At 74.2% G+C, this 12775-nt stretch carries 9 protein-coding genes and 1 pseudogene; 4 read left to right on the top strand and 6 right to left on the bottom strand.

The features are described from left to right. The first annotated feature begins 281 nt into the window (after positions 1–281). Both ACZ3I3_RS40065 and ACZ3I3_RS40060 read left to right on the top strand, forming a co-directional pair. A complete protein-coding gene (locus tag ACZ3I3_RS40065) occupies positions 282–1760 on the top strand; it encodes an FUSC family protein (protein WP_467372761.1) in 1479 nt (492 codons plus the stop codon). Positions 1761–1973: 213 nt separating this feature from the next. Next, positions 1974–2992: pseudogene (locus ACZ3I3_RS40060) on the top strand (lactonase family protein). A gap of 104 nt (positions 2993–3096) precedes the next feature. On the opposite strand, the gene ACZ3I3_RS40055 reads toward ACZ3I3_RS40060, so the two are convergent. The 4 genes from ACZ3I3_RS40055 to ACZ3I3_RS40040 all read right to left on the bottom strand — a co-directional run bounded on the left by ACZ3I3_RS40055 (position 3097) and on the right by ACZ3I3_RS40040 (position 7043). Continuing rightward, positions 3097–4020, bottom strand: a complete 924-nt coding sequence (locus tag ACZ3I3_RS40055; RefSeq protein ID WP_356929170.1) for a sirohydrochlorin chelatase — start codon at positions 4018–4020, stop codon at positions 3097–3099. Positions 4021–4146: 126 nt separating this feature from the next. Then, a complete protein-coding gene (locus tag ACZ3I3_RS40050; RefSeq protein WP_467372742.1) occupies positions 4147–5097 on the bottom strand; it encodes an N-acetylglucosamine kinase in 951 nt (316 codons plus the stop codon). A 59-nt stretch (positions 5098–5156) separates the two neighbouring features. Further along, positions 5157–5834 (bottom strand): uracil-DNA glycosylase, encoded by a 678-nt coding sequence (locus ACZ3I3_RS40045; protein ID WP_467372741.1) that lies wholly within the window; start codon positions 5832–5834, stop codon positions 5157–5159. Positions 5835–5945: 111 nt separating this feature from the next. Beyond that, positions 5946–7043, bottom strand: coding sequence for a WD40/YVTN/BNR-like repeat-containing protein (locus ACZ3I3_RS40040; protein WP_467372740.1), 1098 nt, complete (start codon positions 7041–7043; stop codon positions 5946–5948). Between the two features lie 262 nt (positions 7044–7305). Between ACZ3I3_RS40040 and ACZ3I3_RS40035 the strand changes: the two genes are divergently transcribed. Continuing rightward, positions 7306–7890, top strand: coding sequence for an Rv1733c family protein (locus tag ACZ3I3_RS40035; protein ID WP_467372739.1), 585 nt, complete (start codon positions 7306–7308; stop codon positions 7888–7890). A gap of 115 nt (positions 7891–8005) precedes the next feature. Here the strand turns inward: ACZ3I3_RS40035 and ACZ3I3_RS40030 are convergent, their stop codons facing one another. Continuing rightward, entirely contained in the window at positions 8006–10081 is a 2076-nt protein-coding gene (locus tag ACZ3I3_RS40030; RefSeq protein ID WP_467372738.1) for a HEAT repeat domain-containing protein, read from the bottom strand. Positions 10082–10197: 116 nt separating this feature from the next. Continuing rightward, on the bottom strand, positions 10198–11880 hold the full coding sequence (locus tag ACZ3I3_RS40025; protein ID WP_467372737.1) for an acyl-CoA dehydrogenase family protein: 1683 nt from the start codon (positions 11878–11880) through the stop codon (positions 10198–10200). A gap of 75 nt (positions 11881–11955) precedes the next feature. Between ACZ3I3_RS40025 and ACZ3I3_RS40020 the strand changes: the two genes are divergently transcribed. Continuing rightward, a complete protein-coding gene (locus ACZ3I3_RS40020; RefSeq protein ID WP_467372735.1) occupies positions 11956–12714 on the top strand; it encodes a PaaX family transcriptional regulator C-terminal domain-containing protein in 759 nt (252 codons plus the stop codon). Positions 12715–12775 lie beyond the last annotated feature (61 nt).

Below are 12775 nucleotides of genomic sequence, written 5' to 3'. Positions count from 1 at the left end.
CCGGCCGTGGTCGTCTGCTCCATTGGCCTCCCACCGGTCGGCGTCGAGCCTGACCGGCTGTGCCATTGGCACAGTCGATCGCGTGACAGTTGAGCCATTGGGCCTTGAGGTGGTTACCTGGTCCTATCCATGCACTTGCGGCGCCGCGTAGCGCCGGACGGCGACGAGGCCGGTCCGGACCGCGGTGCCTTCGTCGTGCCTGCTTGTCGTCCGCCACCGGGGACGACCGTTGGGCAGGACGCGTACCACTGCGAGGGGGGCGGCGTACCGCCGTGAAGAGGATGTTCGTGGCTCCGGACCCGGGGCGCCTGAGGCTGCGGAACGCGACCCGCGCCGTCATCGGTGTCGCTGCCGCCGTCGCCGTTTCCGAACTCTGCGGACTGTCGCTCACCGCATCGATCACCGGAGGGCTCGCGGCACTGCTCGCCCTCTTCACGGTCACCGATGCCACCGTCCGTGACCAGCGGATCACCACCGCCCTGTTGCCCGTCGCCGGATTCCCCGTGCTGGCGCTCGCCACCACACTGCACGGCATCGCCCCGGCCCGGGACACCGCGTTCCTGGCCGTCGTCTTCTGCGGGGTCTACGCCCGCCGCTGGGGCCCGCGGGGACATGCGCTCGGGATCTTCGCGTTCATGAACTTCTTCATCACGCAGTTCCTGCACGCGGTCCCCGCTCAGCTGCCCGAGCTGTACACCGCCGTGGGTCTCGCCCTTCTCACGGCCGGTGCCACGCGCTTCGTGCTCTGGCCCATCGAGCGTCACACCCCACCCCCGGCAGCCCCGCCGGCCCTGCCCGGCACCGGACTGGCGCGGCCCACCACCCGGCAGGCCTTCCAGGCCACTGCCGCCTCGGCTCTCGCGCTCCTGGCCGGGCAGTTGCTCTCCGAGGAGCGCTGGTACTGGGCTGTCGGTACTGCCTGGTGGATCTTCGTCAACACGGCTTCTCGCGGCGAAACCCTGGTCCGTGGTTTCCGCCGGGTCTTCGGCACTGTGGTCGGTATCGTCGTCGGCCTGCTGGTCGCCGTCCCGCTGCACGGCGCGCCCGTGCCGACGGCCGCCCTGGTCGCCGTCTGCGTCTTCGCCATCTTCTACACCGCCGCCGTCTCCTATTCCTGGATGATGCTGGCGGTGACGGTCATGGTCAGCTCGCTGTACGGCCTCCTGGGCGTGCTGGACCCCGGCCTGCTCGGGCTCCGTCTGGCGGAGACCGGTGTGGGCGCGCTGTGTGCCGCGCTGGCCGTGACCCTCGTCCTGCCGGTCACCACGCACGCCACGAACGATGCCTGGATCCAGCGGGCACTGCACTGCGTCCACGCTGCCACCGCCGAGGCGACCGCTCGCCTCGCCGGAGACCCGCAGCGCGACCCCGCCCCGCACGCCGCCGAACTGGAACTGCTGCTCGGCCGGGTGCGGATGGCACTCGCCCCGTTGATGCACCCTTTGACTCCCTTCCGTGCCCGGAAGGCCCGTGCCCGCCAGGTCATCGACCTGCTCGACGACTGCGCCCGCGAAGTGCGGGGCCTGGTGACCGTCGCCGCCGATCCCGTCGCGTCGCACGACGCCCGGCTGGCCGCGGCCTGCCAGCGCGTGCAGTCCGCGGTCGAGGCGCTCACCGCCGGCGGAGACGTCTCGGTGCGGGCGGACGCCCCCGCCACGGCGGAACCCGCCCTGGCGCACCTCCACGGCCTGGAACGGGCCCTGGCGGAACTCGCCCGACCGCTCCGCACACCGTCGGGTTCGCCGTGGGTCGGCGCCTGAGCGCCGCACACCCTCGGAGCGGCACCCGGCCGGTCTCGCTCGGCCACTGCGCATCCGTCGGGGTCGCCGCACGTATCCCGCCGGGGTCGCCGCTCGGGCAGGGCGGGAGCGGGCCCGGCTCAGTCCTTGACCGGTTGGTCTAGACCGCGCATGATCGGCAGCGCCGTCATTCCGGACGGTTGAGGGACGCATGCGCGACGAGAGGGGACAGCCGTGGCTGACGACGGCGGGCGGCGGGCGTACATCGGGTCGTTCACGGCGGCCGGCGGCCCCGGGATCGTGACGGCGGCCGTCGATGCCGGCACCGGCGCGTTGACCGCCCTGAGCAGCGTCGACGCCGTCCCCGACCCCGCCTACCTGGCCCTGTCCCCCGACGCGGACCTGCTGTACGCGGTCAGTGAGACGGCCGAGGGCGCGGTGGCCGCGTACCGCGTGGACGGGGAGAAGCCCGAGCCGGCCGGGCCGCCCGTGCCGGTCGAGGGGAACGGGCCGACCCACCTCAGCCTGTTCGCCGGACACCTCCTGACCGCCAACTACGGCTCCGGCAGCGTCACCGCGATCCCCGTCCGCCCCGACGGCACCCTCGCCCGGTCCGCCGCCCACGTGCTCCAGCACACCGGCTCGGGCCCGCACACCCCACGCCAGCAGGGGCCGCACGCCCACCACGTGCGGCCCGACCCGAGCGGCCGCTGGGTCGTCAGCGTCGACCTCGGCACCGACTCCGTGCGGGTCTGCACGCTGACGGACGGCGCCCTCGCCCTGCACCGGGAGACCGCCCTGCGGCCCGGCTCGGGCCCACGGCACCTCGCCTTCCACCCGGACGGGTCGTACGCGTACGTCGTCAACGAGCTCACCCCCTCCGTCACCGTCTGCCGCTGGGACGCGGCCGAGGGCGTGCTGACGCCGCTGGCCGAAACCCCGGTCCTGCCGGGCGCACCGGCTACCCCTCGGGCATCGTCACCTCACCCGACGGCCGCTTCGTGTGGACCGCCATCCGCGGCGAGGACGTCCTGTCCGTGCTCACCGTCGAGGGTGAGGAACTGCGGCTGATCGCCACGGTGCCCTGCGGCGGCCACTGGCCACGCGCCCTCACCACCTCCGACGGTTTCCTCTACGTCGCCAACGAACGCTCCGGCGACGTGACCTGGTTCGCCACCGACCCGCGCACGGGCATCCCGCGACGCGCCGGCTCGATCAGGGTGCCGGCGGCGTCGTGCGTGATCCTCGGCTGACAGAGGAGCAGGGGAGCAGGGGAGCAGGAGTTCCGGGGGTCTCTCGCGGACGACGAAGGCCCGCCCCGAACCGGGGCGGGCCTCTTCAGTCGTACCAGGGGACGTCAGCGGACCGGCGTGCCCTGGGCCTGCTGCGGCGTGATCCCCAGCGCCGTCGTGTACTTGGCCAGCGCCAGCTTCCCGATCGCCGGGTACGGCCCGAGCGACTCGGCGGCGGAGCACTCCGCCTCCTTCGCGGCCTCCTCGACCAGCCCCGGCTCGATCTCCGGCCCGATCAGATACGGCGCGAGGGCCAGCTGCTGCGAACCCGAGGAGCGCAGCTGCTCGGCGACGGAGGCGATGGAACCCTCCTGGTCCAGGGCCGCCGCCATCACCGGCACCGCGAGGCGCGCGGCGAGCAGCATGCCGGTGATCCCGGCCGCCTGCACGGCCTCGTCACCGCCCACGGAGGCCAGGATGATGCCGTCGGCGGCGGTCGCCACGGTGAACAGCCGGGCACGGTCCGCCCGGGCCAGACCGGCCTCGGAGAGCCGCACGTGCAGCGCCTCGGCGAGCAGCGGGTGCGGGCCGAGGACATCGGTCAGCTCGGCGGCGATCCGGCTCTCCATGACGGCCTGGCGGACCCGGCGCAGCAGCGCGCTGTCCGGACCGGCGAGCAGCGGCACGACGACGGCGACGGGACCGTCGGGCTCCCTGACGTCCATGCCGGCGGCACGCGCCTGCTCGAAGCGGGCGGTGCGCTCCTCGGCGGTGTAGGTGAGCACGGCCTGAAGCGTGGGGAACTCCGCGTTGTCCCCGTCGAGGTACCCGATGCGGGCGTCGAGGCCGGGCAGCTCGGAGCGGGCGATGCTGACGACCTCTTCGGCGAGGCTGCGGGTGGCGCTACTGGGCGTGCCCGGCACGGCGAGGACGAGCGCGGGCGCGCCCTCGGGAGCCACCAGCGGCTCCGGACGGCGGTGCCGTCCGGGCTGGCGGGGTCGCGGCATTCGTACTGGGAGGCCGGACTCGGGTCCAGTGGGGGAACTCATGGCGCCGCATGTTACTGGCTTCTTGGGCTCCCCTGTTCGGGGAGGGGGCAGGTGAGCGGTATCCGTCCGGTTTTGTCTGATGAGTTACGTACAGATGGAATGACGTGCGGATGGTGTGCGACCGGATCAGTCACCCGACGGGGTGGTCACGCTCAGCATGGCCTCGTCACCCGGCAGAGTGAGCGGACCGGCGCTCAGCTCGATCGCCAGGAGCACCGAGCCGTGCAGCGGATCGCCCGCGGCCGGCACCCGAAACGCGTGCGGGAGCCGCTGCGCCAGTTCCTCGTCGAGGGGTACGAGGAGCGGGTCGCCCATCTTGAACAGGCCACCGGTGACGGCGACGCGCGGCTCGCCGCCGGGCGGGCACACGGCCGCCGCCGAGTCGGCCATGTGCCGGGCGGCCGCGCGCAGGATGCCCGCCGCCACGGGGTCCGCATCCGCGCAGGCGGCCACCCGGGGCGCGAACGAGGCGAGGACGGCGGGCCGGTCCGGACGCGGATACAGCGCGCCGGGCAGCCCCGCCGCGGGACCGAACACCTCCTCGGCGCAGGCCAGCAGCCGGGCCGAGCCGCCTTCCCGTCCGTCATGCGCCCGCAGCGCCGCCTCCAGCCCGGCCCGCCCGATCCAGGCGCCGCCGCCGCAGTCGCCGAGCAGATGACCCCAGCCGTCCGCCCGACGCCAGCCCGCCAGGTCGGTGCCGATCGCGATGAGTCCCGTACCGCCGGCGATCACGGCACCCGGCCGGGGCCCGAGGGCACCCGCGTACGCGGTCACCGCGTCGGCGGCCAGCGCGATTCTCCGTACGCCGAACTCCCGGGCCAGGGCACCCGGCAGTTCCGCGCGCAGCCCGGCACCGAGCGAGGCGAGCCCGGTCGCGCCGACGACGGCGGCGGTCAGCCGCACGGGACCGGCCTCGGCGGTCAGGGCACGCACCAGGGGCACGAGCCGCGCCATGAAGTCCTCGGGATCGATGCCCCGGTCGCCCGTGCGCACCGGCTCGTCGGACGCCCGCCGGGCGAGCGGTCCGCGCTCGGCGGTTCCCACGACCACCCGGAGCCCGGATCCGCCGGAGTCCACGGCGAGAAAGCCGGAGCCTCCCGGCCCCCTGTCTTCCGCCGAGCCTTCCGACGCCCCGGTCACGGCAGACGCCAGTCCACGGGTTGGCCGCCCTGGCGGATCAGCAGGTCGTTGGCCCGGCTGAACGGGCGGGAACCGAAGAAGCCCCGGTCCGCCGACATGGGGGAGGGGTGGGCGGATTCGACGGACGGCAGGTCGCCGAGCAGCGGGCGCAGGTTGCGGGCGTCACGGCCCCACAGGGTGGACACCAGGGGCTTGCCGCGCGCCGCGAGGGCGCGGATCGCCTGCTCGGTGACCTCCTCCCAGCCCTTGCCCCGGTGAGCACCGGGCTTGCGCGGGGCGGTGGTGAGCGCCCTGTTGAGCAGCAGCACGCCTTGCCGCGTCCACGGCGTGAGGTCACCGCTGGACGGCTGGGGCAGGCCCAGATCGGCGTTCAGCTCCCGGAAGATGTTGATGAGGCTGCCGGGCAGCGGCCGCACCTCGGGCGCGACCGAGAACGACAGCCCCACCGCGTGCCCCGGTGTCGGATACGGGTCCTGACCGACGATCAGGACCCGTACGTCGTCGAAGGGCTGCTGGAAGGCCCGCAACACGTTCGGTCCGGCCGGGAGGTAGGTGCGTCCCGCGGCGATCTCCGCACGGAGGAAGTCCCCCATGGCGGCGACGCGTTCGGCCACCGGTTCCAGGGCCTTCGCCCAGCCCGCTTCGACGATTTCATGCAAGGGTCGTGGTGCCACGGGCGTCACCCTACTGCCGTACGGGCAGCCGGGATCAACCAGTGGCCAAGGACCGCTCCTCAGCTCATCCCTCGCCTCGTCCCCCGCCCGGTCGCCGGTCTCGTCCTCACCTCAGCCGACGACCGCGGCCCGCACGCACAGCACGTCCGGCAGATGCGAGGCGAGCTGCTGCCAGCTGTCGCCGTCGTCCGCCGAGGCGTACACCTCGCCGTTGCGGTTGCCGAAGTAGACGCCCGCCGGATCCGCGTCGTCGGTGCACATCGCGTCACGCAGGACCGTGCCGTAGTGGTCCTCCTGGGGAAGCCCCGCCGAGAGCGGCTCCCAGGTCTTGCCCGCGTCCGCCGTCCGGTAGACCCGGCACCGGTGGTCGGCCGGGACCCGGTCGGCGTCGGCGGTGATCGGGAAGACGTACGCGGTGTCTCCTCTGCGCGGATGGGCGGCCGCCGCGAAGCCGAACGTGGACGGCAGGCCCTCGCCGATGTCCGTCCAGTGCGCGCCCGCGTCGTCGCTGCGGTAGACACCCCAGTGGTTCTGGAGGTAGAGCCGGTCCGGGTTCGCCGCGTCCCGGGTCACCTTGTGCACGCACTGGCCGAACTCCGGGTTCGGGTCGGGCAGGAACACCGCGGAGACGCCCGAGTTGGAGGGCGCCCAGGTCGCACCGCCGTCCAGCGTGCGGAACACACCGGCGGTCGAGACGGCGACCGTCACCGCCTGGGGATCGCGCGCGTCGGTGAGGACGGTGTGCAGGCCCTCACCGCCGCCGCCAGGCATCCACTTCGACCGCGTGGGGTGCTCCCACAGGGGCCGGACGAGCTCGAAGGTCTCCCCGCGGTCCTCCGAGCGGTACAGCGCGGCCGGTTCCGTGCCCGCGTACACCACGCCCGGCTCGGCCGCGGCCGGGTGCAGCTGCCACACCCGCTCCAGGGACGCCCCTGTGTCCTTGGGGAACTTGACGGCCGGCCGGGCCGGTTCCGTCCAGCTCCGGCCCAGGTCGTCGGAGTGGAACACGGACGGGCCCCAGTGCGCGCTGTCGCCGCCGGCCAGCAGCCGCGGGGTCGCGGTGCGGGTGTCGATGGCGACCGAGTACACGGCTTGCGCGTTGAAGTAGGGGCTCTCGTCGAACTGCCAGGCGCCACCGCCTCGCCGGCGCCCGATGAACAGGCCCTTGCGCGTGCCCACGGCGAGCAGTACCTCGGTCATGCCGATCACCTCCGCGGCGTCGTCGTCGACGCCCTCGTCTCAGACACGGGCCAGTCTGCACCCCACCACTGACAGTCACCCCCGGAGCGGACTGCGGCGCAGGTCAGCGCCGTGTCGGTGCCGTGTGCGGGCGTCCGTCCGCCTCGTCCCCGAAGGCGCCGCGATCCCACCGCTGCGCCCTCCCGGAGTACGTGCAGTGAGCATCCAGCGGCCCTCTTCCGTATGGGGAGGGCAGCGGGATGGTCATGCGCTCGTGAGGAGGATGCCTTCGATGGCGTTACGTGGTCCGAAGGTGTGGCTGTGGCGCTGGCGGCGCAATCCGCTCAAGCGGCGCGCCGACAAGGTGGAGGCCTGGGTCGTGCTGGGCGTGTGGATGCTCACCGTGTTCGTCGCGGTGCTCGCCGGACTGACGGTGGGCCGTTCCGTCGAGGACGGGCTGGCCCGCGAGCGCGTCGAGTGGCGCCCCCTCGTGGCCCGGCTCGCCGAGCAGGCTCCCGGGACGGCCTCCGAGAGGGGCGACGTCTCCCGTACCGAGCACGTGTGGGCGGAGGCACGGTGGACCGCCGCGGACGGTTCCTCGCACTCCGGCCAGGTGCGGGTCCTGGAGGGCAGCCGCGCCGGTTCGCCCGTCACCGTCTGGACGGACCGCGAGGGCCGCCAGGTGAACCGGCCCGTCACCGAGTCCCAGGCCCGGATACGTGCTTGCCTGATCGGCGGCGTGGCGGGCTTCTTCGCGGCGACCGCGCCGCTCGCCGGTGGCCGCGTCGTGCGCCGCCGCCTGGAGCGGAGCCGCATGGACCAGTGGGACGCCGAGTGGTCCCGCTTCGGACCGCTGTGGGGGCGCACGACGGGGTGACCGGGTGAGGCGGTTCCATCCTGGAGGGTGGCCCGTCGCGTTCCGGCCTGCGTGGGACGTTTTCTGGTCGCTTCGGGAGGGGTGGGATGCCCAGGTCCGTCCCCGCCCCGCCGCCCTACCCGCCCCCCGCCCGGCCCAGCGCCACCCGGCACACCCGCAGCAGCCCCTCGTCCTCATGGATGTCGTGACGGTCGTAGCCGCCGCAGTCGGCCCGATGCCGTCGGGGGGACGTGAGCTCCGCTCGCAGCAGGTCGTGCAGGGGCGCTCCCCTGGGACCCAGCGCCGCCACGCACCCGGCGATCGTCGCGCGGGTGCGCGGGTGCTCGACCCATGCGGCGCGGAGGACGGGAAGAATGTGCTCCTCCTCCCGTCCCCGATCCGGCTCCCCGGCGATGCGCCACACCGCGCACGCCGCCGCGGCCCGTTCCGACGCTTCGCCGGAGCCGGTCATCCGGCGCAGCCCGGGCAGCGCCGTGGCGGCCGCCGGCCCCAGCCGTCCGAGTACGTCCGCGGCAGCCGTGGCAGACGCGCGTCGACACCGGCCGCTCCCGGGCTCCGTAAGCCTCCGGAGCAGCACGGGCACGACGGCTTCCGCCTCACCCGTGACCGACCACAGCGCGTCCGCGGCCGCGACGGCGCAGTCGGTCTCCAGCAGCCCGCGCAGGTCCGGTATCGCCTCACGCGCGGCGCCGCCGAACGCACCGAGCGCACGGACCGCCGCCCCCGTGACAGCAGACCGCAGCCGCAGTCCGTCCGGCATGCCGCGCAGCAGGCGCAGCACCGACGGTACGGACTCGGCGTCACCCAGCGCCGCGAGTGCCGCCAGGAGGGGAACGGCCCGCTCGTGCGTGTCGGGGCCGTCGAGGGGAACGCGGGCGAGGCGTTGCCGCAGGGCCGGCGCGAGCGGGGCGGCCGCGCGGCCCAGGTGGGGTATCACCAGCCCCAGGTCGTGCGGTACGACCGGGCCCGCCAGCACCTCCGCCAGCACCGGCGTGGCCCGCGCGTCCCCCGCTCTGGCCAGCGCCTTGAGGGGGCCGCCCAGCGTCGGGGCTCCCCGCTCCCGGTGACGTATCCGGACCTCGGGACGGCAGTTCACCAAGGCGTGGAGGTGGTCCGCCGCGGGCAAGGCCAGTTCGAAGAGTTCCGCCAGGACGGCGACGGCCGCGTCGTGCAACCGTCCCTCCCCGGCGCCCACTTGGGCACCTATGAGAGCGACCGGCTCCGCCACGTCGGCACGCCACTCGCGGAACAGCCCGGCCGACATCCACACGGCGTTGCACCGGTCCAGGTGATCAGGGCTGGTCAACTGCCCGCACAGCAGGGCGACCCGGTCGGCCACCCTTTCGCCGAGCGCGGCGTGCAGGGTCCGCAGCAGCCGGGAGCCCTCCTCGTCCGAGGGCCGCAGCCGCCGCAGCCGCCCGGCGAGCGTGTCCACACCGGGGCCGTCCTGGGCGAGTCTCCCGCGGACGCGCTGCCCGGACCTGTCCCGGAGCAGCCGGACCACGGTCGGTACGAGATCCTTGGGAAGCGATTCCGGTGCGCACTGCGCCAGCTGCCCGAGCGCGGCCAGCCGTAGCCCGGCCCCGTAGGGCGGCCCGCTCAGCGCTGCCAGCAGGTCCACGGCTTCGGCGGCGTGGGTGTCGCCGGCCGGCAGGTGCCGCCGTGCGAACAGGCCGAGGCCCTCGGCCAGAGCGAGCAGGACCCGGTCGTCCCGCTCCACGGTGATCCGCTCCCGGATCAGGGCGAGCACACGCGCCGGCCGGTCGAGGAACCGCACCAGCGCCCCCGGAGCCGCCCGGCGCACTCCGGCGTCCGCGTCCCCCGCCAGCCGGACGAACACATCGCCACCCGCGCACAGGGCGGCACGGGCCCTCGCGGCGAGATCACCGACCCCGCCCCCGCCGGCCCCCTCCCCACCGGCCCCGCCGATGCTGACGAGGAGCTCCACCACCCCCGCCCGGTCGCGCACCTCCTCACGGACGGCGAGCGCGAGGAGAAACGGAACACAGGCGAGCGTCGAGTCGTACACGTCTCCCTGGTGGTGCACGGCGCCGTACATCCGGTCCAGCGCCATCTCCCGCTCGGCCGGGTCGGCGGAGGCAAGTCCCCGGAGCAGCCCGGGCACGTCCTCCGCGCTGCCGTCGGCATGCCGCAGCGAGGCCCAGTCGACCTCGTCGATCCCCCTGAACACGTTGTCCTCCCCAGGCGAAGTGCCACCTGACGGGGAGTCTGCACCACGGCACTGACAACGAAGCGGAATCAGGCGATGACTGTGCGCGAACCGGGTGCCGGTTGGCTGACTGTGGTTCAGTTCCCGCCAGGCAGCGCCCGCTCCACGATCGTGCCGACATCCGCACCCTCCGGCAGCGTCCCGAAGGCGTACCCCCAGTCGCCACCGAGCCGGGTCGCGCAGAACGCGTCGGCGACCGCCGGCGGTGCGTACCGGACGAGGAGGGAGGCCTGGAGCGTCAGGGCCATGTCCTCCACGAGACGGCGGGCCGTCGTCTGTGACGCCCCGGGCAGCCGGTTCTTCAGCCGCGTCACGGCCGCGTCCAGCCGCGCGTCCGCGCCCCGGGCGAGCGCGAACTCGCTGAACAGGGCCTCGGCCGTGCCCGGTTCGCGGCTCAACGCCCGCAACACGTCGAGGGCGTTGACGTTCCCCGAGCCCTCCCAGATCGACAGCAGGGGAGCCTCGCGGTAGTGCCGGGGCATCCCTGAGTCCTCGACGTAGCCGTTGCCGCCGAGGCACTCCAGGGCCTCCGCCGTGAAGGCCGGACCTCGCTTGGTCACCCAGTACTTGCCGACGGCGGTGGCGATCCGGCGGAACGCGGCCTCCTGGGCGTCCCCGCGGATCGCCCGGTCGGCCGCCCCGGCCAGCCGCAGCGTGAGCGTCGTGGCGGCCTCCGATTCCAGCGCGAGATCGGCCAGAACGTTGCGCATCAGCGGCTGGTCCACCAGCCGCGCGCCGAACGCGCTGCGGTGCCGCGCGTGGTGCCCGGCCTCGACGAGCGAGGTGCGCATCAGCGCGGCCGACATCATCACGCAGTCCAGCCGCGTGCAGTTGACCATCTCGATGATCGTCTTCACGCCCTGCCCCTCGGGCCCGACCAGCCAGGCGACGGTCCCGTCGAACTCGGGCTCGGAGGAGGCGTTGGACCGGTTGCCCAGCTTGTCCTTCAGCCGCTGGATGCGGAAGGTGTTGCGGGTGCCGTCGGGCAGCACGCGCGGCACCAGGAAGCAGGACAGGCTCCCTTTTTCCCTGAGGGGGGATGCCTGCGCCAGCACCAGGAACACGTCGCACATCGGCGCCGACGTGAACCACTTGTGCCCGCGCAGGGTGTACACCCCGGGTTCGGACGTGGGTGTGGCCGTCGTGGTGTTCGTCCGGACGTCGGAGCCGCCCTGCTTCTCGGTCATCCCCATGCCCGCCAGCAGCCCGCGCTTCTCCGTCGGCACCCGCAGCCCGGGTTCGTACTCCCGGCTCGTCAGCAGCGGTTCGTAGACCTTGGCCAGCTCCGGCTGTCTGCGCAGCGCGGGGACGGCGGCGTAGGTCATCGACGTCGGGCAGCCGTGCCCCGCCTCCGTGTGCCCCCACACCAGGCCGCCGGCGGTCCGGGCGACATGGGCGCCGGGCCGGTCGTCCGCCCAGGGCGACGCGGCCAGCCCAGCGGCGATCGCGGCGCCCATCAGGTGGTGCCAGCTCGGGTGGAACTCGACCTCGTCGACGCGGTTGCCGTACCGGTCGTGGGTCCGAAGCTCCGGCTCGTGGCGGTTGGCCAGGTCGGCCCACTCCCGCGCCTGGACACTGCCGGCCTGCCTGCCGAGCCGCCGCAGGTCCTCCTCGGCCCACCCGGCGCCCTCCCGCCGCAGCCCCTCCAGCAGGGCCGCGTCCTCGGAGGCGTCGTACGGGGCGAGCGGCGGGGCCTGGTTGGTGACGTCGTGCGTGACGGCTGTGCCGTGCGCCTGCTGTGCGTCGAGTGTCGGGACCATACGTCGAGTGTTGCACTTGTTCTACGACCGCAGCAATCCTGCAACACGGAATTCCGCCGCGTACAGTACGTGACCATGCCGATGAACGTCCCGGCGCGGCCCGGCGCGCTCGATCTGCGGCCGCTGTCCGCGCGGTCGGTCGTGCTGAGCCTGCTCCTCGGAACGCATCCCCCCGAACTGCCGGTCCGGGAGCTCGTGCGGCTCACGGAGGGCTTCGGCGTCGGCGGCTCCACCCTGCGGGCGGCGCTCAGCCGGATGGTGGCCGCCGGTGATCTGCGGCGCACCGGCACCGGCTACCGCCTCAGCGGCCGGCTGCTGGATCGCCAGCGCCGCCAGGACGACGCCGTGCACCCGCGCACGCGCGCGTGGGACGGCGACTGGGAGATGGTCGTGATCACCGCGACGGGACGCGGCCCCGCCGAGCGCGCCGACCTGCGCGCCCGGCTGACCGCCCTCCGGCTCGCCGAACTCCGCGAGGGCGTCTGGCTCCGCCCCGCCAACCTGGCCCGCTCCCTCCCCGGCGACCTGGACCGGGTGGCCCAGCGGTACACGGCCCGCCCCGACCGGCCGGCCCGCGACCTGGCCGGGAGCCTGTGGCCGCTAGACGCCTGGTCCGCCACGGCCCGGGCGCTGCTCGCGCACATCGCCGGGGCCCCTCGCCCGGCCGACCGCCTGACCGCCTTCGCCGCCGTCGTGCGGCACCTGCTGGCCGATCCCGTCCTGCCGCCCGGTCTCCTGTCGGCCGACTGGCCGGGAGCCGAGCTGCGCGCCGCCTACACCGACTACCAGCGGGAGCTGGTCGGGGAGGTCCGCGCGCGGGTGCGCGGCGCATGACGCGAGCGGCCGTGCGCGGCGCCCGCCGGGGACGCTGCGCACGGCCGCCTTCACCGTGGGG

This window comes from Streptomyces sp. NPDC016851 (assembly GCF_055562795.1).
Note: the sequence above shows the minus strand (reverse complement) of the source record. Positions and strands in the feature narration are given on the sequence as shown.